This window comes from Roseovarius aestuarii (assembly GCF_019966515.1).
GTDB classification, from domain to species: domain Bacteria; phylum Pseudomonadota; class Alphaproteobacteria; order Rhodobacterales; family Rhodobacteraceae; genus Roseovarius; species Roseovarius aestuarii.
Genome location: NZ_JAIMIB010000019.1, coordinates 80,197 through 101,866, shown reverse-complemented (window position 1 = coordinate 101,866; position 21,670 = coordinate 80,197). Strand labels below are relative to the sequence as shown.

Below are 21,670 nucleotides of genomic sequence, written 5' to 3'. Positions count from 1 at the left end.
TAAACATGCGCCCACCAGTACCTGAAACCTTATTAGAGAAACCTCAAATCAGTGGTACGGAAACAGGGGGCTAGACATTCTTCTGAAACCGTTTTCCGCTCAGTTGATCAGATCTAAATCAATCAGGCTTTGTGCTGTGGCGACCACGGCTTCTTCTGTAGGTATGAAATCTATGTTCAGCGCATCTTTCGTCGCGGTGTTATCCACTATCACCGCTCTTCCGAGATCTGGCAGCACTGAACGGACATCTGGATCAAAGAGAGCAATGAGGCGCACCACGAAATCCGGGAGCTGTCGTTTTGGTACCTTGCGTGCCCGCTCTTCCAGCCCATCTCTGATCGCCTGGGCAAAGTCCCGAAACCATATCGCCCTGTCTGAAGCGATGAAGCGGTCCAAGCCGCTACCATCGTTTTCCATGGCCAGACGATGACATTTCGCGACGTCACGCACATCGACGCAAAACATGCTCAACCTCGGCGTTCCAGGGTACTTTCCGTTCAAAAGGTTCAGCACCAGCCCTGCAGAAGAGCCAAGGTTTTTGTCGATAACCGGACCAAGAATGAAACCGGGATTTACGGAAGCATAGGTCATCGGGCCTGAATACTCAGACATGAACTTGCGGGCCGCCTGTTCCGCCAGTGTTTTGGACTTCGCATATGCCGAGACACCCTGGTCAATGACATTGGTCCAGTCGTTTTCTGTAAAGGGTTCAATTCTGTCGTGGGGATGACCGTATGCCACCGCCATCGTCGAAGAGGTTTGAACAAACCGCTTTACACCACCTTTGGATGCGCTTTTCAAAACACGCAGCGTGCCCTCAACCGCTGGCTTAATCAGCTCGTTCTCATCTTTCGGCGGCGATAGTGGAAAAGGCGATGCAATATGGGCCACATAGTCACATCCCGCGACGGCCTCGTCCCATCCCTCATCTGACAACAGATCTGTCGCGACAAACTCGAGGGACGACACATCGGTATGCATCGCCAAAAGCTCACGGACGCGATCCGCCTTTTTCATTGAGCGCACGGTTCCGCGAACCTTGTACCCGTTGTTCAGAAGCTCAATTGCTGTTTGAAGTGCGACGAAGCCGGAAACTCCCGTCACCAACACCGTTTTGTTAGATTTCGACAACGCATCTTCTCCATTATTGCGTTAAGCGGCTAGCGTTTTTATCCGGGTCGAGCATCCATTGAGCCTTCCTTCTCGGAAATTCGAAATCTTCTCATCACCACGCGGGCAGAAATAATCGCTGCTGCAACGATCAATGCGATTCTGACGAACCCAAATGTGAAAACAACCCAGCCTGCAATCCAACCTGAGACAAACATGGCACCCTTTTGCTTTCTTCGACATCTTTATGATTTGAATTAGGGTCTAAGACGAAAGCGAGAGTAATCCGGTCGCGCTTGAAACTCTTGGGCAATTTTGCCCATTCGTGCACCGTCATTATGGCGTACCAGTCAAGAAGCCACGAGTGCGGGCCAAAGAATGAGCGCTCAGTTCTGCATGGCACGCTAAGTTCGGTTAAAAAAGGAATTCAAGGCCGGGGGGAAAACATGCCACATTATTACCACGTCGATCCGTCGAAGACCGCAGGCGACACCTCGGGCCGATATCCCGGAAACCACGTGAAATTCTCGAAACTCCTGGCCCCGGTGCGCTGGCTCGACAAGACCAAGAGAGCGTTGACCGGTTCCAGTGCGTTCAACCTGACCAGGACAATGTTGAATGAGTTCGACAAGCCGGGCGATCTGCATCCGCGTTGGGGATCGAAGAAAGACATTCGGGTCTTGCGTGACTGCGTGGAAATGTTCGCAACAGGCATCGACAAGAACCCCTATATTTCGCCGATTGGTCGGATGTTGTTGAAAGGCATTTACGTGGCGCATCTGCGCAATCGGACGGCCTTGATCAAATTCTATGAAGAAAACGCAGATTTCATTGAAAAGAATGGCAAATACAAAGCGCCGCTGCTGGTGACAGGTTATCCACGGACGGGCACAACTCTCCTACATCGCCTTCTGGCCGAAGATCCGCGCTCGCGCTCGCCCTACACATTTGAGATGGAAAAGGTCCTGCCGCCCCTCAGGCAAGGCGAAGATCCGCTGGTGAACGACCGTATCAAGAAAAGTAACGCTTCGATGAACCTGCTCACGAAATTCGCGCCAGGCTTTGTCGAAAAGCTCAACGAAAGCCACCTGTGGTCGGCCACCGAAAAAGAAGAGAGCTTGCTTTACATGCAGGTTCACAACGGCATGAGCAATGTCCATCACTACCAGGCCGGGCTTGAATACATGCTACGATCCGCGGAAGCGGACGCGGCTCCGGCGCTTCTGAAATACGAGCGCAACTTTTTCACCATGCTGGATGCCTATGCGCCGGCGCAATCGCATTGGATCAACAAGGCGCCGAGCTATGCGCTGTATTTCGGTGCGATCTTTGATGAGTTTCAGGACGCCCGTGTGGTCGTGACCCATCGCAATCCGGCCAAGAATGCTCCATCAATAGCCCGCCTGCAGGAAAGCACTGCTATTCCCTTTGACGTGGAGGGCAGTTTTGACAAGCATGCCTTTGGCCAGATGGCGACCGAATTCTGGGGCCTGACGTGGCAACGACCGCTGGAATATCGCGCCGCGCATCCTGAACGTGAAAGCCAGATCATTGATGCGGTGTATAATGACACTTTTGCGGACCCGATGGCGATGGTGCGCCGGATTTACGAGAAATTCGAGATGGATGTCACACCTGAGTTCGAAGAGCGGATGAAAGCCTATCTTGCCAATAATAAACAAGGAAAACATGGCCGCCATCGTTATTCCAACGAGGAATATGCGATTGACACAGAAAAATTGAGGATGCGTTACTTGGACTATTTCGACAAATACAACTTCACTACAGATCCGGCCAAGCACGACTGAATCTTTCACGAATAAGCTGAGACTCTGCTTAACCGACGTTGAAGCGAAGCACGGCAATCGGTAGAGTTGCCATGTTCCGCGGCAAGTTGACTGCCACCAAACATACACATTTTGAGATGGCTCACGCGGGTGCTCATCATTGGATCAATGGTGGCCCGCATAGGCGGAATAGATACCAAAAGCGCCAACAAACACGAGGCTGAACGCCCAGACAAGATCAAGGTTGAACCAGCTTTTAGAGATGAACTTCAGGCCAAACCAGAAATAGACAAAGACCGCAATCGCCGCGCCGATCCCGGTCATGGCGAGGGTGTGTGCGGCCGCGACGAGCAAGGCCGTGGTAACGTTGCTGCTCATCAGTTGCTGGGCGGCGGCATGGCCAGTGTCGGTAATGTTACCGGGTTCCAACAAGCCGCAAATGCCCAGAAAAATTGGCACCAGCATCAGACCGGCCCCATGAGCTGTGGCCGCCAGGAATGACCACAACCCAAGCTTGGCGGGATGTACGCGCGCCAGGATCTTTGGGTGACGCCTGTTGATCAACAGATACACCCCCATGGCGACAACCAGAACGCCTGCGCCGATACGAAATTCGCGCTCGTTGTCGGTCAGAAAAAACATCAACGAAAATGGCAAGAGGATCACGATCATCGCCAGGAAGTGACCAGCCGCCAGCATTGTCAGGGCCTTTGGCATGGCACTTTTCTTACGCTCCATCAGGGCGGCGGACACGGCTAAGGGCCAGCCCATGCCGGGATTAACGCCGTGATAGAGCCCTGAAAAAATGACGGCCCACCAAAGGGCCGTCACTGTCATGTCTTCCATGGATTATGCCGACGGGTAACAGAAGCTGTCGGTAGAGCAATCGCCACCTTCCAGGCGGATTTGATGGGCGCGCGACCCCTCCGGGAAGTTGATATAGAAATCAGGGTCCAGCGCAAAACTGCCGTCGTCTCCAACCTGTGCCATCACCATCTGACCTCCTTCCTGATCAGGATAAAACTGATCGTCCCATGAGGAATAAAGCGAGTTCGTCCAGTAGACCCGCTTGCCGTCGCGGCTGATCTCGACCATCTGCGGTCCATAGATAAACTCTTTGCCATTCGGGTGCTTGGTCCTGCGGCCAATGCCACCCAGTTCGACCTTGCCGTTCAGGACCGGGTTCATCGGGTCAGAGACATCATATTGATGCATTTCGCCCAGACCCCAGCAGGCAACATAGAGGTATTTATCATCGAGGCTCAGGTCGATGTCTGTGACCAGTGGCGGCACTGCGCCAAAACCCTTCAGAAGTTCAGGCAGGTTTTCCGGATCCTCGGGGCGGGGATCAATGGTAATCGTTTTTTTGGACTGCCACTTACCGTCTTCGTCGCGCCACCAGGTAAAGATCGCTCCCTGAAGATTGGTCGTGTCAACAACGACGCCGCAGAAGCCATAAGATTTGGTCGGATCATGGGCCGGGCGAATTTCCAGCGCCATCTGGTAGTTTTCACCGAAATCCATCGTCTGGATATTCTTACGCGCCCGCAGGTCCCAGAAGTGGATCGAGTGCCCATATTTGTTCGACAGAAGGTCTTCGGGTATCACGCCATTCTCGTATTGCGGCGGCAAGGCCCATTCCGAGCTGACCATGTAGTCCTGCGGAAGGTTCCACCAGAAGTCGTAGTGCTTGTCCTGCTTGCCGCGATCCATCTCGTATTTGCCTATGATCTCGAAGGTCTCGCAGTCCATGATGAAAATGCCCGGGGGACCGTCAGTGCCGTCGGGGCCACCACCACCCAAGGTCGAAACATAGATACCTTCGGGCCCGCAATGGATGGTGTGCGGGCGCGAATAACCGGTCTTCCTGAACAGTTCTTCGGGTTCGATCACCTTGTGAATCTTGGCTTCCAACGGCTCTTTCACATCAAAAATGTATATCCGCGATGACCGGATGCCCGGGACGATCAGATAACGTCTTTCCAGGAAGGCATGGCCCGATAAAGGCGACAACGACGAGGAACAGGCGTTCCAGCCGAAGTGGTGGAATTCATCCCCGGTGGTCGGCGTCATTACCGTATGAACGATCTGGCCATAGGTTTCCGACCCCTCGCGCAGATCTACAACTGCAATCCCGTCGTGTTGACTGGAATCTTTGCCAAGCATCACCGTAAAGGCAAAGTTCTCGGGCGGTGCCTCCATTGCCAGTTTCGGGGACGCATGGAATGTCGGGTCCGGTCTCATTGGTCTATTCATCTTTTCCTCCCTTTGGTTTCAACCCCGTACCTCAAGTGTATCGCAAATTAAGTCGCGTTGGTCGTCCTAAATCTCGCCAACGTTACACAATTGGATCGCACTGCTGATTGTTATTGGCCAGCCCTGCCAACTGACGCCTGATACTGTGTATCCCATCTGTGTCGTGCCGGCGCACAGAACCCCCAGCCCCAACGCCGAACGTGGCCACGATGTTACCCATAGTGATGAGAGAGCCTCCCCATCTGAATGGGCCCATCGTTCTTTTTTGGAAACGGAGGGCCAAGATATGGCACATAAACGAAACTGAAACAGAGCGTTTCGAAGTTACGTCAGGTTGATGTTCTGACAGGGCAGGAAGCCTACATCTGGCTATTTGCATCGGGCTTTAGATACGATCAGATGGAATTGCGTTGGCATAATTTCTCCGATTTCCTCCAATCCTATGGGCGCATATCAGCCAATAAGACGAAATTGCGGCGGAACGACCAAACTTTGGCCTTCATAACTAAATAGCCATTCTTATACAGACCGGACACTCTTGGTAATGAAACTCCTGGAGGCGACGGGTGAAATCAACTCAACTTCGGCGCCTTGGGGCACAAACAACAAGAAAGATAACCGTCTAATGTCCAAAGCAAGCTCTCTTGAACGCCAAATGCTGGATCTGATCAACGCCGAACGCGCTAGCCGGAATCTCAACCCGCTGCAGTTGGAATTGCGGCTTAACGATGCAGCCGAGGATCATAGCCAGTGGATGATTAACACCGACCGGTTCAGCCATACGGGCGCTGGCGGGTCATCCCCCCGGGATAGGATGGAAGACGCGAACTTCAATTTTACCGGCAACTGGCTTTCCGCCGAGAATATCGCCTGGCAAAGTGTGCGTGGGCAACCCGGGCTGGCAGATGACGTTGTCAATCTGCATCAAAGCCTGATGAATAGTTCCGGCCACCGCGCCAATATTCTGAATCCGAACACCGAAGTCATCGGCATCGGGATAGAACGCGGCGATTATAATGGATGGGACGCGCTTTTCGTCACGCAGAATTTTGCCCGCACAAGTGCCCCGCTGCAGATTGACCAGCCGGGATCAACACCTCAACCTCTGCCGCCGGCACCGAACAACAGCGATCAGCAGCTGAACGGCACAGGTGTGTCCAACATTTTAGCGGGCGCCAGTGGCGATGACACGCTGAACGGCAATGGCGGCGACGACACTCTCAGGGGCAATGACGGAAATGACCTGCTGAATGGTGGCACGGGTGCGGATAAGCTTTCGGGCGGGCGTGGCAGCGATGCAGTGATCGGCGGCGACGGCAATGATGTTCTGCGGGGAAATCACGGCCGTGATGACCTGCAGGGTGGCAATGGGCGCGACCGCCTGATCGGTGGCAGTCAGGCCGATGTTTTAGACGGCGGCGACGGCCACGACATCCTGATAGGCGGCAAGCACAATGACCGGTTTGTATTCGCCAACGATCACGGCCGCGACAAGATCATGGATTTTGACGCCCTGACGGCCCGGGAAAAGATCGACCTTCGGGGCATCGATGCCTTCGATAGCTACCGTGATGTCAAACAGGCGGCGACACAAATAAACAACCATGTGCGAATTGAGACGGGCGATGATAGCTGGATCACGCTGATGCACACACAGCTGAGCCAACTGGATTCGGGCGACTTCCTGGTCTGAGTGGCACCGCCCCGGCGCCAAAGCTGGAACAATCGGACGCGTGTCACCCCGGTGACGCGCGTCCTTCTTTAGCAGGTCCGGCAGAGCCGATGAAACCGGGCGTGCCGTCCAGTTATGGCGGCAAATGAGAGGCGTCATTAACGCATTTCAAAATCTTAGATCGCCGCAACATCTGCATTTAGCAGCACCCCGAACAAGCGAATTTGCGCCACTCGCGCCATGTGCTTTTCTACCGCAAGCTCGACATACCATAGGTTGTATGATACCATTACCCACATTACCATAAAGATATTCTTCGACCTCAGCTTTTCTAGCAAAATGATTTTATTGAGAGAACCCGGCAATGAAACACCTGGACAATTTGATGTCCGTGGCCTCGATCAAGGGCACGGTTACTGATCACACTGCGCATTTCGATAACCTCGTTTCAGTCTTGCAGGCCGACCCCGAGCCGGATGCAAACCTGAAGTCACGGCATAAGCTGGCCCAGATCCGGATGATCCTGGCGCGCGCTAATCGGAATTTCCAGCGAGGGCGATATCAGAGGGCCTTGCGAGGGTACCGCAGGCTGCAAGGCCTGATCTACGGGTTGCTGCAGCCAAGCTTCAATCCCGACATTGTTTTCAACCCGTCGCTGGTCATTCCGCTCGACACCCAGCTCTTTCCGCTTCTAATGACCACGAGCCTCGACCTGGTCGAAAAGATATCTCCAAGCGGCATCTATTCCAGCGCCGGAAGCACCACGCTGAACCTGCCTGTTGGCGTCGTGAAAGACATGCAGCCTTTCGTGAACGCGGGGGTCACGGCTGAAACCGGACTTGCGCCAGAGGTGCGTGAAGCTGCCATGGTCGGTGCCGACTACATGGCGAACAAGCAGTGGACCAAGGCTGCCGAGTTCTTCCAGCTGGGCCTTAAGGGGATAAGCGGCAGCGGTGAAGTTCAAACAACCGCGAAGGCCGCGATGGCAATGAACCTGGGGACGGCATTGCTGCAGGCAGGCCAGCTTGATCAGGCTCAGAGCCAGCTCAAGAAAGCGATCTCCAGCTATAAAAGGGCCGGAGACACCGTCGGCCAGTCACAGGCCTTGACGAACCAGGCCGCCGCCCAAGCCAAGGCGGGTGATTTCGACGGAGCGACGAAGACCCTCGAAGAAGCCGACCAGCTTCTGGTTCAGGCAGGTGGCAAGATCCCGGTCGCTCCGCAGACTTTTGAGATCAAGCCCGCGCAATCACCGGCCACGCCGACGGCACCTGTCACGCCTGCTTTCCCTTCCGGCCCGGCTGTCATCTCGCCAGTGGCGCCAACCCCGAACTTTCCCGGAGTGATCGCCGGGCCGCGCGGACGCGCCGCCCCGTCGAGCACACTTGTTGCCAGTACCGCGCCGATGGTTTCGATGCCCTTGGCGACAAACACCGCAACGCTCGATTCCAATGCGTTGTCAGGAGCCATCGACGCGTCCGCAACCGCGGTCGTGATAAACATGCCCGCTGCATCTGACGGTTGGGTGGTTCAGGATCTTGCCACCGTTGTCGAAAATGAGGCGGCACTTGAAACCAAATCCCTCGCCGCCCAGTTTGGCAAAACGGAATTGAACCTGACATGGCAGGTTGACGAGAAGATCGACGACAGCGCGGTGATCGACGCGCTCTACAAAACGCGCCTCAAAAGCGACGACCTTGCGCTTTTGAATTTCCGCTACGATCTAGATTCCGACTTTTCGCTGCGGCTGCCGCACCTCTATTATTTCTCGCTGCCGGTGAAGATCGGCGATTGCTACAGAGAGCTTGGGCAGTACGACGAGGCAATCGCCTCTTTCCGCGATGCAGCGAATTACGAATTCCTAAACGAAGTCGTCGAGATGCCAGCGCTTTGGCTACGGCTGGCGGAAACCGCGCTTCTGTCAGGTGATCTGCTTTTCCGTCAGGGCAAACCGGTCGATGCGGTCGATATCTATGCTGAGGTCATGACGCTGGAAGAAAAAGCACCTGACGACACCTTCCTGTATGACGGGCCGCTTGACTCATTCGGCGCAACGGTCGCACAGGTCATCGACGACCTCGACAATGCCGCCGACAGTGATCTCAACCCACGTCTGACCGGCATTCTGGTCGATATCCGTACCAAGCTGCGGATGATCAAGGCAGGACTGAACTTTTGGGGTATCCCGGCCAATTATTTCCCGATTTTCAAATTCGACTACCTGCAAAGCGTGGCCACACACTTCGCACAGCTCGCCGTGCAGGCCGAGCGGGAATACATCAACTTTACCGCCCGGGGTGAAGACGAGGAACTGACCCGCACGCAGATCGAGCAATCAGTGGAAAGCGCCAAGGCCGAGGTGGATCTGGCCGAGGAGCAGCTCGACTACGCCCAGGCCGAAGCCGACGTCACGCAGGAGGCACTGGATCTTGCCCGGTTGCGCCGACAGAATGCTGAACAGCAGCGGCAGGACTTTGCAGATGCTGCCTATGAGATGGCGCATCTGGATGCCGCCTCGCAGTTCGCCGGCGGGCCGGAAGGTTATTCGGTTTCCTATACCTACTATTCACCCTCGGAAGGCGAGAACGTCACGCTTGAAGGTAGTGACGCATATAAGGTGATGGCAGACGCCGCCTACAAGAAGGGTATGATCTCGCGCGATCTGGAACTGGCCAACATGGACCGCCAGATCGCCGAACTGGAGCAGAATGAGGATCTGGCGGAGGCGCAGGTCGACGCGGCCGAGGCGCGTGTCGATGTGGCCGAGCAACAGCTGAACATCGCGCAGCTGCACCAGGACCATGCCGAGGAGTTGCTTGACCAGTTCGAGGATCAGACCTTCACCCCCGAAGTGTGGTTCCAGCTTGGCGCCCATATGCGCTGGATTTCAGCCTCGCATATGTATCGCGCCCTGCAGGTGGCCCATAAGATGGAGCTCGCCTACGAGCTTGAAACCGGGTTCAAGGTCAACGCGATCAAGGACAGCTACAACACCAACATCGTATCAGGCCTGCTGAGCGCCGACTACCTTCTGAAGGATATCGAGTATTTCACCTTCCACCGCATCATGCAGTCGAAGGCGAAGGACGTGCCGATCAAACAGGAATTTTCGCTGGCATCGCTGAACCCCCAGGGTTTTGCCACGATTTTCAAGCAGACCGGCATCCTGGATTTCGATCTGGCACTTGCGGATTTCGACCGGGCCTATCCCGGCTCCTACATGCGAAAAATCAAGAAGGTCGAAATGGTGGTCGAGGGGCTGTTGCCACCGGGCGGCGTGCACGGCACGTTGAAAAACACCGGTATTTCACGCGATCGGCGCAAGAACGGCGATGTCTTCTTCAGGCTGCAACCGCGTGAGACGCTCTGGCTGTCGGAGTACAGCCCCAAGGCCGACATCGCGATCTATCAGCCGGACAACCGGGTGCTCGACGTCTTCGAGCATTGCGGCGTGGCCAGTGGCTGGACGCTGGAAATCCCGCCCCATGCCAACGACCTCGATTATTCGACGATCTCGGACGTGCGGATGATCGTTTATTACACGGCGCAGCACGATCCGCTGCTGGAGACCGCGATCCGCAGCAACCTGCCGACAACAGGCTCCGAAGCCGCGGTGATCCCCTTCCGCATCCTGCTGCCGGACGCCTATTTCGCCTTCCTCGACACCGGAGAGATGAATTTCGATCTACGGGCCGCCGATTTCGCCTACAATCAGGAAAACCTCGCGATCAAAGAGGTCGCCATCCGCGTGGTGCGGCAGGACGGTGCCGATCCGTCCGGCATCTCGCTGACGGTGGAGACCGGAGGCGATCAGGGGCAGGATACCACGGACGCCAATGGCACCGTGCGCTCGGATCCGAACGATCCGGCACCTCTGAACGCACTCAGGGGAAATCCGGTGATCGCCGACTGGCGGGTTGCCGCACCCGAGGTGGATAATCCGGGCTTCGACCGGTCAACGATCCGCGACGTCTTCCTCTTCCTCGAATACGATTTCGACTATCGGGGACTTTAAAGATGGCGGCGCAGAATGGCACAGACTCCACGGTCCTGCCGCTCCCGAAGGGTGGCGGTGCGGCGCGGGCAATAGACGAGGAATTTCAGATCAACCTCAATACCGGCGGCGGGCTTTACCAGATCCCGATCCGGCTGCCCAAAGGGGTGGATGACCACCAACCGAACCTTGTCCTGAGTTACTCGACCGGCAAGGGCAACGGCCCTTTCGGGCTGGGGTGGGAGTTGCGCGTTCCCTCGATCCGCATTGATCCCGACCGCAGACGCCGCGGCGTAGATCCCGTCTTCCTGTTCGAAGGACGTCGACTGTCCCCGGTCGGTGGCGGCCGGTATCAGCCGGTGGCCGAAGCCGAATTTTCGCGCATCACCCGCCTGCCCGGCGACGCCGGTTGGGAAGTACGTACCAAGACCGGGCAGCTACTGCGGATGGGAACTGACCCGTCATCGCGTGTGGGTGACGGGGTCGAAACACGCGAATGGCTGCTGGACGATATCCGCGACATCAACGGCAATACCATCACCTTCACCTGGGAAGAGCACGGCAACCGCGCGTATCTGTCACGTGTGGCCTATGCTATCTACGAGGTGCACTTCGCCTACGAAGCGCGCCCCGATGCCCATTCGTCCTTCCGCGACGGTTACGAAGTGGAAACCGCAAGGCGCTGTTCCCAGATCGCCGTCCTGCTGACGGTGCCCGATCCCCGGCGCTTCAAGACCTACCGCCTGAACTATACGCAAGCCGCACATTCGGAGATTTCGCTGCTGACGCGTGTCGATCCCGTGGCGCAGGAGCAAACTGCACAGGGCGGACCTGTAACCGAGTTGGCTCTGCCCCCGGTGTCGATGGAGTATACGACCTTTGACCCCGGTTCGGCCCAACTGGAAATTCTCGATGCCGGGTCCGATCTGCCACCGGCGCTCAGCCAGTCGGATACCACGCTTCTCGACCTCGACGGCACCGGGCGACCCGGGGTGATCCAGATGTCCGGTGGCACGGCGCGCTTCTGGGCCAATCACGGAACCGAGGGCTGGGGCGCGCCGCGCAGTCTGGGCAACCTGCCGACATCAGCCGATCTGGGCAGCGGCAGCCTCATCCTTGCGGATATGGAAGGCAACGGTACTGCCGATCTGATCGACGCCGCCGCGCAGACAAATGGTTTCTTTCCAGCCATTCCCGGTGGGGAATGGGGGCGCAAGATCGACTACCGTGAAAGCCCGACAACGGCGCTGGCCGACCCCTCGGCGCGCCTGGTCGATCTTGACGGCGACGGACGCGTGGACCTGCTGACCTATGATGGCAGCCGTGCCTATCACTATTTCAACGAGGGCGCCGACGGATGGGACCCGGCCCCCGTGGTCACCGGACGCGGGGATTTCCCGCCGGTCGATCTTGCCGACGACCACACCCGCTTTGCCGATATGGCAGGCGATGGACGCTCGCACCTTGTGTCGATCCACGACCGCCGCGTGGTCTGGTATCCGAACCTCGGCCAGGGCCGCTGGGGCGGTGCCCGGCACATTGCAAACGCACCGGAATTGCCCCGACACTACGACCCAGATCGGCTGTTCCTTGCGGATGTTGACGGCAGCGGCATGGCGGATGTCATCTACGTCGATTTCGACCGGGTGATGATCTGGATCAACCGCTCAGGCCGCAGTTTCGCGCCGCCGGTGACCATTCCCGGCACGCCGCCGATGGCGGCCGCCGCGATCCTGATCGCCGACATGCGCGGGCGCGGCACACGCGGCATCCTATGGAGTTATCCGGCCGCCCTGCGCGGACGTGACGCCTACCGATATCTTGACCCGACAGGCGGGACGAAGCCCTACCTGCTGACCCGGATCGTCAATAACCGGCAGGTGGAAACCCGCCTGACCTATAGCACCTCGACCGACTGGGCGCGCGACCGCGACGACCCGGATATCGAACAGGCGGGTTTCCTGCCCTTCCCGGTTCCGGTGGTCGCCCGTATCGACGTCACCGACCCGGCGCGTGGCCTCACCTCATCCAGCGAGTTCGAATACCGCAACGGGCACTTCGACGGCGACACACGTACTTTCACGGGGTTCGGGCGTGGCACCCGCCGGGACCTGGGCGATGCGAGCATCCCGACGCTCGCCACTGTCAGCTATTTCCACACACTCGATCCGGGCAGGAAGGGGCTCAGCTTTCTGACCCGTACCTTCGGCGAGGACGGTTCGGTCAATGCGCATCGTCCCTATCAGGAGGAAGAGTCGCGTTTCGAGATGGTTGAGCTGGCCGTTGGAGAAGACGGTGAACCGATCCGCCATATCCGCCGGACCGAGGCAATAGCCCGAACGCTGGAACGCGGGGCAAACGCCATGGAGCGGCGCACGGTCGAAACCTATGACGCTTTCGGCAACGTTACCGAAATCCGCGAAACCGCGACCTGGAACGACGGCGCGCCGCAAGAGAACGTGACCGTCACCACGCGCAGCTACACCAGTAACGAACCCGACTGGCTGGTCGGCCTGCCGGTACGCGATGTTACCCGCGATGGCGCGGGCAACGTCCTGTCCGCCAAGGTCCGGCATTACGACGGGCCGGATTTCGCCGGGCTGCCGGAGGGTCAGGTCACGGTGGGCAATCTGACCCGCGAGACCGATCTGGCAATGCTGCCCGAGCATGACATCTTCGGGTTCGATCCGGCGCGGATTGCCAATGCTGGCTATCACAGCCGAAATGACGCCGAGCTTGGCGGCAGCTTTTGGGTCGACAGTGTTTCGCAGCGCCGCGATGCCAATGGACTGCTTGCAGAGCGCCGCAATGAACGCGGCACGCCGACGGTGATCGAATTTGACAATCACAACCTTTATCCGGCGCGAATTGTCTTTGACAACGGCGCCGAAATCCGGGCCGAATACGATCTGCGTTACGGCGGGATCAACCGCTACACCGACGTCAACGGCGTTGAACGCGGTTTCGCCTATGACATTGCAGGCCGGCTGATCTCGGCCTCGCGCTTCGACGACGCGCCCGGTCAGCCGTTCATGGAACATCGCTACGACGAAACCGCAGTGCCAATGCGGACCGAAACCCTGACACGCGCGGAACCAGGTGGCCCGCAACACCGCAAGGTGCAGTTCTTCGACGGGGTCGGCGAAGTGATCCAGACCCGCGCGGAGGCCGCCGATAGCCAGATTGTCGTCAGCGGGCGAAAGGATCTGAACACTCGCGGCCTGTTGGAGCTGGAATTGGAGCCTTACTTCAGCACCGGACTCGACTTCTCGACAGCGGATCAAACGGCCGCTGATCGGGCCGTACGGATCACCTACGACGCCCTGGGCCGAACCCTGAGCCGGACCGACTGGAACGGTGAGGTCTACCGCTCTGAATACGCGCTTGGCCAAGCGGTGCATTCTGATCCCTTCGATCTCGATACGACACCCGGTAATGCGAAGGCCAACACCCCGCAGCGTGTCCACAGCGACGCGCTTGGCAGGGTAACGCTGATACGCGAAGAGCACGAGACCGGGGCTTACGAGACGCGCTACAGCTACGACGCCGCCGGACGCCGGACCGGCGTGGAGATCAACCGCGACACCTTCGCATCGAATACCTACGACTGTCTCGGGCGGCGCATCCGTTCAGTCTACCGCGATGCGGGCACATGGACTTTTTTTCACGATGCCAGCGGGAACCTTGAAGAGCGCCAGGACGGCAAGGGCGACCGGGTTCACAACAGCTATGACGGATTGAACCGGATCACCGAATTGCGCCATGGCGGCCCAGCAGGATCGCCGGAGGAATCCTATCGCTATGACGTCGGCGAACCGGGCGAAACACACACCATGGGCAAGCTCACACAGGTGACCGGTCCTTTTGGAGTGGTGCGCTACGGCTACGGTCCCTGCGGTTGCCTGCAATCCAAGACACGCGAGTTTCCCGGTCTCGCCGCGCCGCAGACCTTCACCTACCTGACCGACGCCCTCGACCGGTATCAGACGGTGATCTACCCCGACGGCTTTGCGCAGGACATGCTCTATGACGAGGGTGGCCTGCTCCGCGCCATCCCGGGTGTTGTCAACCGGATTGACTACACCGCCACTGGTCGGAAAGCGCAGATCGAGTATGCCTCGGGCGTCGTGACACGTTACATCTACGAACCCGGGTCACAGCGGCTGTTGCAACAGGTCACAACCGCCCCGGACGGGACGACCACTTACGTAGATGCGACCTACGCCTACGATGTGCTCGGCGCTGTCGAAACCATCACCGATGCCGCAAATGTTCCCGGACATGTGACGAACACAAGGGGTTATCATCACGACGGCCTCAGCCAGATTCTTGAAGAAACCGGGATCGACGGTGGTGGCGCCTATGCAAATGTCTACGACTACGATGCCCACGCGAACTTGACGGCTTATCCGGAAAGCTTCGGGCCAGATGCCATTGTTCACGGCGATCCAGCACATCCGTTTCAGGTGACCGACCGTGGCACACCTGCGGCGCCCGCAGGGTACGCCTACGATGCGGCAGGCAACATCACCCAGACACCAACCTGCCAATACACGTTCGACGCCCGCAATCGGCTGACCCGGATCGACCACAGCAATGGCACGGTCATCACGTATCAATACGACCACCAGGGCGTTCGGGTTGTCACGCAGGTCACCGTCGGCGCCGTCACTGATACCGAGTTCAACTTCGACGATGTCTTTCTGATCAACGGGGCGACCACCACCCGGATCGTGTTCGACCCCGAAGGTGCGCTGGCGATGGTGCGCTCGGACGGCACGCAGGCCGTTTTCCATCAGGATCACTTGCGCAGCCATGTGGCGGCGACCGACCTCGCGACAGGATCGTTGTTCGGAACAACAACCTATTACGCCTTTGGCCGCATTGCGACCACGACCGGCGGCATCCCGGGGCCTTTCCGATACAATGGCAAAAAGTACGACGAAGCCTGCGAGATGGTCTTTTTCGGGTCGCGTTACTACCTGCCGGAGCTTGGGCGATTCCTTTCGCCAGACCGGCAGTTCCTTGAACACCAGCCGGACCGTTTCTTCGCCTCGCCGCGCCAGCTTGCGCTCTACACTTTCGTGATGAACAATCCGGTCAACATGCTCGACCCGGACGGGAGCTTTGCCTTCCTCGCGGCTCTCGGGATCGCGGCTCTGATCGGCTTCGCGGTGGGGGTCGGCGCCTACTCGATCAACCAAGCGGTGTCAGGCGGTACCTGGCAGTTGAGCGAAGCCTTGTTTTCGGGCCTGATGGGTGCGGTCGCCGTAGGGATCGGTTTTGCAGTGGGTGGTCTCGCTGGAGCTTTCATCGTGGGCGCGGCGATGCTGCTGAAACCGGCGGTCACCGGGGCGCTTGATCAGGCCGCCATGGGGGATGATTTCGGCTCCCGTTTCCTTGGCTTCCTGAGCTTCGCGATCAAGTTCGCCTCTTCCCCCGTGACCTCGACGATCGGCCTGCTGATCGGCGGATTCGGAACGGGCTTCGGGCTGTGGGGCGATGTTGAGTGGTTCAAGGGCGGTGTTATTGCGTTTGAGTATAATCCCGGCTCAGCAGGTTTCTCGGCTGTTACATTAGGCGCTACCGTCAACATCTGGGAGGGAAACACTAACAACGCACTATTTGCCCACGAATTGTATCACTCGCGCCAATACACCTATTTCGGGGACGCCTTCATTCCCTTCTGGCTTCTGGGCGGCGTTTACGGCCTGATCTCCTCGGCGGCAGCCGGGAACTTCCAGTGGGATTGTTTCAATTCAGGCAACCCGACACGCGGTTACGGCAACCCGCTCGAAGACGGGGCGCACGCCGCCGCACGTGGGGGTGGCTGTACCTGACGTCGCCCTTCATCAGGATAAGACGTTTAATACACAAAGCCAGTGCTGCCCGCGACTGCGTTTTGGCAACTTCGAAATTGTTGAGCGAATGTTATTGGGCGACACTCATGAGACGACCACGCTTAGTCAGCCCTGCAAGTCTATTTCGATTGACTTCGCCAATCTAAGAGCGGCTTCACAGCTTTTTCACAAATATCATCACTGTCTTGCGAGACCGCCAACTCTCCATGCTATGCTTTGACTTATTCATCTGTCGAATTCTTTGGTCGATACATTAGTGGAGGGGGGTTTCGTGAAAGCCGAATGCGATTTGATCATGAAAGGCGGGGTAACATCAGGTGTGGTCTATGCTAAGCGCTAGTTAGTGTGGCTTTCGTAGTCCAAGTATTCTGAAATTGCACAGCACTTATGAATCGAAACCAACGCCAAACCGGTCCAGCGCACGCAGGAAAAGGGGGCGATGGCCTGTCTTGTCTTCGTGTGCCAGGCCCTTTTGGGCCAAGCGAATAGCCAATGAGCGAAACGGTTCCGGTGGAAATCGGACAGGCGCACTGTTCAGCATTTTCAGGGAGGTCCGTTCCGTTCGGTCACCCTGAAGCAGATCTAGCATGGTCAGCGCCGCAAACCGGCTGGCAGACACGCCCTGGCCGGTAAAACCCATCGCATAGGCCAGTTTGCCTGCGCACTCGGTGCCGACAAAGAAAGTCGTGCGCGCGGATGTGTCGATGATGCCGCCCCATTTGTAGTCAAACTTCACATCGGCAAGGGTTGGGAAAACCGTGGCGAATTGTTCGGCCAGAAGTGCAAAGGTTTCCTCGCGCTGCATGAGTTCCGCGTCGCGGCGGCTGCCATAGTGGTAAATCGCGTCAAATCCGGCCCAGAGAATGCGGTTATCCACTGTTTTCCGAAGGTAATGAAACTGGTTGCCTGTATCGGCCGCGCCGTGGCGACCGGTCCAGCCGATTCCAGCCAATTGCGCATCACTCAGCGGCTCCGTGACCAGCGAATAGTCGAATATCGGCAAGATCGCCTGACGCAGTTTACGCAATATGGGTACGGCGGCATTGGTGGCGAGAATGGCGTGTTTTGCAGTGACAACAGCGTTGGGTGTTTCGAGGCGCAGGGCGTTTCTCTCGTGGCTGGCGCGTTTGACGGGCGTGTCTTCGAATATCCGAATACCCTGAGCCAGGCAGCTTTTGCGCAACCCTGCGGCAAGCTTGCTGGGATTGACTAGCGCATAGTTCGGCTCGAACAGCCCGGCGCTATAGACAGGGCTGTCGAACTTTTCACGTAGCGCGTCACCTGCCATCAGGCGGCAATCTATGCCAAACCGCTCATAGTTCGCGGCCATGTTTTTGAGGTCGTGGACCTGCCACGGGGTCGCGGCGAGGTTCAGCTTGCCGGCCCTTTCAAAGTCGGCGTCGATGCAATAGATTTCGAGATCGTTTGCAAACGCATCCAGATTTTCCCGCCCCAGACGGATCAGGGTCTCCGCCTCGTCCGGCCAGCGGGTCAGAGCGTTCGAGACACCGTGAGAAATCGAGGGCGCGCAAAACCCACCGTTGCGGCCTGACGCCTCCTGACCGCAGCGTTTGGACTCAAACAGCATGATGTTCGCATCCGGATGCCGCCGCCGTGCATGCAAGGCGCTCCAAAGCCCGGTGAACCCGCCACCGATGATCGCCAGATCGCAGTTTGTATCACCGGCCAGTGCCGGACACGGCTCGCTATCGGGCACCGTGGTAAACCAATAGGGTGTGGTGTTGGCCTTGGCGTAGGGAGTGGGTGGGGTCATCTACACCTGCCTTCGCGTCCTTGCAGGTTGCCTCGAAGGATCAAGGCCTTACACAAGTTTCCGCCCGCCCGCGTCCAGAAACCAGTTGTCAGGGTACGGGTACCACCACTCCTGACGGACCGGTTTATGATCCATGATTACCATCTTGGTGCGCCGGAATGCGTCAAGGCCCTGACGGCCCAGCTCCCGCCCCATACCCGACGCCTTCCAGCCGCCAAAAGGCAACGCATCATTGTCGATCATTGGATTGTTGATCCAGACCATGCCGGATTGAAGGCGTTCATGTGCCTCGTGCGCCTCCTCCAGAGACCTTGTGAATACGCAGGCGCCCAAACCGAAATCCGAGGCATTCGCACCGTCGATTGCGGCCTCAAAATCCGGCACGCGGAGAATGGCGGCCACCGGGCCAAAGCACTCTTCGTTCAGGATATCCATATCGGCGCTGCAGTTGGTCAGGATCGTGGGTTCATAGAACCAGCCGTTGTCAAGTGCTGGGGGAATACGCCCGCCGCAGATCAGGTCGGCGCCTTTAGATACCGCGTCCGTCACCAGCCGTTCCACTTTGTCGCGCGCGAATTTACTGCTGAGCGGGCCGATTTCGGATTTGCCAAGACCGTTACCGATCCGCAGGCGCGCCGTTTCTGCCGCAAAAGCCTCTACAAACCGGTCATGAACGCTGTCCACCACATAAAGCCGCTCGGTCGAGGTGCAGACCTGCCCCGACATGTGAAACGCGCCGGTGACCGCGCCTGCGCTGGCCACGTCGATATCGGCATGGGCGCTGATGATCATCGGGTCCGAGCCGCCCGCTTCGATGATCGCGGGTTTCATCCTGGCCCCGGCGGCTGCGGCCACGGCTTGCCCGACCGTAACCGATCCGGTGAAAGCGACGGCATGGGTAAGATTGCTGTCGACCAAGGCTTTTCCCACCTTAGCCCCGCCGGGCAGACACGCCATCAGATTGTCCGGAAGGCCTGCAAAGACCTTCATGAACTCCAGCGTCGACAGCGTGGTGATTTCCGCTGGTTTGACCACACAACCATTGCCCGCGGCAAGCGACGCCGCGACCGTCCAGCACATCAACAAGACCGGAAAGTTGAATGGCATGATATGTGCCGACACCCCCAACGGTTCATATTTCGCAAACTGAAACGACCCGGCCTGTGTTGTCCCCGCGATCTTGCCGGCCTCGTCACGGGCCATCTCGGCGTAGTAGCGAAAGATCGGGGCACAATTCTGCAACTCTCCGATGGCTTCGGGATAAGGTTTGCCCATCTCGCGGCTCATCAGGATGGCGCAATCGGTCAGATCGGTGGTCTCAATCCGATGAGCAAGATCATGCAGCGCCTTGGCACGCGATTTTGCGTCCACCTGCTTCCACAACGCCTGTGCCTCGTTTACCCGGATCAGAACCGAGGATAGCTCCTCGGTGGTCACTTCCGTACGCTCGCCAACGGTTTCCAGCGTGGCTGGATCGATCACGTCATGCACCTGTCCGGCGCTGGCGTGATAGCCGGGGCAGAGGAAATAGCGGGCGGTCGGCGTGTCGGGCATGAGGCCTCCTTGGGCGTAACGATCCGGTCAGCGGATCATGTAAACCTTCTTGACGGTTTCGTGGACGGTGCAAACGCCTTTCCAGCCCTGGGGAAAGAATGCAGCGGTATCTGGCGTGACCTCGATCACGTCGCCACTTTCGTGGACATAGGTGCAGCGCCCTTCGAGGAAATGACAGAACTCATCCCTGGTGACATGGCATTCCCATTTACCGGGGGTGCAAATCCATAAACCGCATTCAGATTGCCCGTCCGGTCCCTTGTGAAGCAGTTTGCCGCTGGTATGCGACTGCCCTTCGAGCATGGTCGGGATCGGCCCCCAATCAACGAGGTCATCATACTGACAGGGTTCGTGGATGTGCGGCGCTGAGGCGGCGAGGCTGTTCATTTCAACAGACTCACCAGCAGCTTGGCCGCCTTGGTTGGGCCTTCGCAACCCTGCATGTGCTTGGAAATATCCGCCAGCTTGCCCTGCATCTTCGTGTCCGTCAGGCAGGCTTCGATCTTGGCGATGATATCTTCATCACTCCAGTCATACCGATCCGAACGAAAGCCGTATCCGGTTTCCTGCACCCGCATGGCGTTGTCGTGCCCGTCCCAGACATAGGGCATAATGATCGCGGGTTTGCCAAAATAGAGGCATTCGGTGAAGGAGTTGTTGCCGCCATGATGAATCACCACATCGACCTGCGGAATGACTGATGGCTGCGGATACCAGCTTTGGATCACGACATTGGGCGGTATGTCGGCATAGTCGGCCTCGTAATCGCCGACATTGACCAGTGCGCGATAACGCGATTTACCTACCAATGCGATCAGGCGCTTCAGCAGGTCCGTATCGCCAGCACCCAGTGACCCGAAAGAGATATAAAGCAGTGGCCCGTCATTGTTGGCGGCAAATGCCGGCACCTCATAGGGATCGTCCTGCCGCACGCAGCCCTCAAGATACTGGAACCGCGCCGGATCAAGCGGCTTTTTGCGGTTATACGTTAGCGGTTCGGGGTAGAGCATCATGTTCATATGCGGTGAGGGCTCGAAGAACTCACCGATTTTGTAGGGTGCTTCGCCGCACTCGGCCAGGAAGCTGTTGAAGTCGGCATGGATCGGCGCGATCACCTCTTCGAACCGCGCGCGGAAAACGGCGTGACCTTCTTTGTCATTCTCGGACATGCCCGACAGATGCGGCGGGATCGCAGGGTCTTCGATTTCGTTTTCCGAACACGAGATAATCCGCACCCAGGGCACGCCGTATTGCTTGATCGCCGGAAACAGGATCACGTTATCCACGGCGATCACATCCGGTTTGATCTTGTCCAGAACGCCGGGCAAATCCTTTTCCGCCCATTTGGCGCTGTCGACGATCGCCTCCCAGCATTCCTTGACGTAATTGTCGATCTGGTCGATCGGCGCCTTACGGAAATTGGGGATGTGACCGTTGATGAAATCCTCCCAGAACTTGGCCATCTGTTCCGACGGCATCGGCTCGGACAGGGCAACGGGATGGGCTTCGAACCCGTACCCCTCATAGATTTCTACAAAGCCCGGATCAGACAGGAACACAGCCTTGTGGCCCATCTTTGTGACGGCCTGCGCGATGCCGACGGAATTGAGCGCCGGGCCAAACGCGGCCTCGGGGAAGAAGGCGAAAGTTTTCTGTTCCATA

At 57.8% G+C, this 21,670-nt stretch carries 11 protein-coding genes; 4 read left to right on the top strand and 7 right to left on the bottom strand.

Features of this window, described 5'->3' with window-relative positions; genetic code table 11:
* Window positions 1-99: 99 nt before the first annotated feature.
* Window positions 100-1,131, bottom strand: coding sequence for an SDR family oxidoreductase (locus LC334_RS19030; protein WP_085801805.1), 1,032 nt, complete (start codon window positions 1,129-1,131; stop codon window positions 100-102).
* Between the two features lie 425 nt (window positions 1,132-1,556).
* Between LC334_RS19030 and LC334_RS19025 the strand changes: the two genes are divergently transcribed.
* The gene (locus LC334_RS19025) at window positions 1,557-2,918 is read left to right on the top strand and encodes a sulfotransferase family protein (RefSeq protein WP_176237746.1); all 1,362 of its coding nucleotides are present in this window, start codon (window positions 1,557-1,559) and stop codon (window positions 2,916-2,918) included.
* Between the two features lie 144 nt (window positions 2,919-3,062).
* Here LC334_RS19025 and LC334_RS19020 read toward each other — a convergent pair whose 3' ends face one another.
* Together LC334_RS19020 and LC334_RS19015 are read right to left on the bottom strand one after the other, a co-directional pair.
* Entirely contained in the window at window positions 3,063-3,734 is a 672-nt protein-coding gene (locus LC334_RS19020; protein ID WP_370737946.1) for a hypothetical protein, read from the bottom strand.
* 12 nt (window positions 3,735-3,746) lie between these two features.
* Window positions 3,747-5,153, bottom strand: coding sequence for a selenium-binding protein SBP56-related protein (locus tag LC334_RS19015; protein ID WP_085801802.1), 1,407 nt, complete (start codon window positions 5,151-5,153; stop codon window positions 3,747-3,749).
* 625 nt (window positions 5,154-5,778) lie between these two features.
* Between LC334_RS19015 and LC334_RS19010 the strand changes: the two genes are divergently transcribed.
* The 3 genes from LC334_RS19010 to LC334_RS19000 all read left to right on the top strand — a co-directional run bounded on the left by LC334_RS19010 (window position 5,779) and on the right by LC334_RS19000 (window position 16,659).
* A complete protein-coding gene (locus LC334_RS19010; protein ID WP_085801810.1) occupies window positions 5,779-6,846 on the top strand; it encodes a CAP domain-containing protein in 1,068 nt (355 codons plus the stop codon).
* Between the two features lie 343 nt (window positions 6,847-7,189).
* Window positions 7,190-10,840, top strand: coding sequence for a Tc toxin subunit A-related protein (locus LC334_RS19005; protein WP_085801800.1), 3,651 nt, complete (start codon window positions 7,190-7,192; stop codon window positions 10,838-10,840).
* Between the two features lie 2 nt (window positions 10,841-10,842).
* Window positions 10,843-16,659, top strand: coding sequence for a toxin TcdB middle/N-terminal domain-containing protein (locus LC334_RS19000; RefSeq protein WP_085801799.1), 5,817 nt, complete (start codon window positions 10,843-10,845; stop codon window positions 16,657-16,659).
* A gap of 406 nt (window positions 16,660-17,065) precedes the next feature.
* Here the strand turns inward: LC334_RS19000 and LC334_RS18995 are convergent, their stop codons facing one another.
* From LC334_RS18995 to LC334_RS18980, 4 genes are read right to left on the bottom strand one after another with little or no spacing between them, the layout of a single operon-like run.
* Window positions 17,066-18,454: an NAD(P)/FAD-dependent oxidoreductase gene (locus tag LC334_RS18995; RefSeq protein ID WP_085801798.1), complete on the bottom strand. Its 1,389-nt coding sequence runs from the start codon at window positions 18,452-18,454 to the stop codon at window positions 17,066-17,068.
* Window positions 18,455-18,502: 48 nt separating this feature from the next.
* Window positions 18,503-20,008, bottom strand: coding sequence for an aldehyde dehydrogenase family protein (locus LC334_RS18990; protein ID WP_085801797.1), 1,506 nt, complete (start codon window positions 20,006-20,008; stop codon window positions 18,503-18,505).
* Between the two features lie 27 nt (window positions 20,009-20,035).
* A complete protein-coding gene (locus LC334_RS18985) occupies window positions 20,036-20,395 on the bottom strand; it encodes a cupin domain-containing protein (RefSeq protein WP_085801796.1) in 360 nt (119 codons plus the stop codon).
* Window positions 20,392-21,669: a nucleotide disphospho-sugar-binding domain-containing protein gene (locus tag LC334_RS18980; RefSeq protein WP_085801795.1), complete on the bottom strand. Its 1,278-nt coding sequence runs from the start codon at window positions 21,667-21,669 to the stop codon at window positions 20,392-20,394. The genes LC334_RS18985 and LC334_RS18980 overlap by 4 nt, the downstream gene beginning before the upstream one ends.
* Window position 21,670 lies beyond the last annotated feature (1 nt).

Excerpts from the sequence above, each read along its gene's own strand:
- LC334_RS19025 (WP_176237746.1), top strand. The coding sequence starts at position 1,557 with ATGCCACATTATTACCACGTCGATCCGTCGAAGACCGCAGGCGACACC.
- LC334_RS19020 (WP_370737946.1), bottom strand. The coding sequence starts at position 3,734 with ATGACAGTGACGGCCCTTTGGTGGGCCGTCATTTTTTCAGGGCTCTAT.
- LC334_RS19015 (WP_085801802.1), bottom strand. The coding sequence starts at position 5,153 with ATGAATAGACCAATGAGACCGGACCCGACATTCCATGCGTCCCCGAAA.
- LC334_RS19010 (WP_085801810.1), top strand. The coding sequence starts at position 5,779 with ATGTCCAAAGCAAGCTCTCTTGAACGCCAAATGCTGGATCTGATCAAC.
- LC334_RS19005 (WP_085801800.1), top strand. The coding sequence starts at position 7,190 with ATGAAACACCTGGACAATTTGATGTCCGTGGCCTCGATCAAGGGCACG.
- LC334_RS19000 (WP_085801799.1), top strand. The coding sequence starts at position 10,843 with ATGGCGGCGCAGAATGGCACAGACTCCACGGTCCTGCCGCTCCCGAAG.
- LC334_RS18995 (WP_085801798.1), bottom strand. The coding sequence starts at position 18,454 with ATGACCCCACCCACTCCCTACGCCAAGGCCAACACCACACCCTATTGG.
- LC334_RS18990 (WP_085801797.1), bottom strand. The coding sequence starts at position 20,008 with ATGCCCGACACGCCGACCGCCCGCTATTTCCTCTGCCCCGGCTATCAC.
- LC334_RS18985 (WP_085801796.1), bottom strand. The coding sequence starts at position 20,395 with ATGAACAGCCTCGCCGCCTCAGCGCCGCACATCCACGAACCCTGTCAG.
- LC334_RS18980 (WP_085801795.1), bottom strand. The coding sequence starts at position 21,669 with ATGGAACAGAAAACTTTCGCCTTCTTCCCCGAGGCCGCGTTTGGCCCG.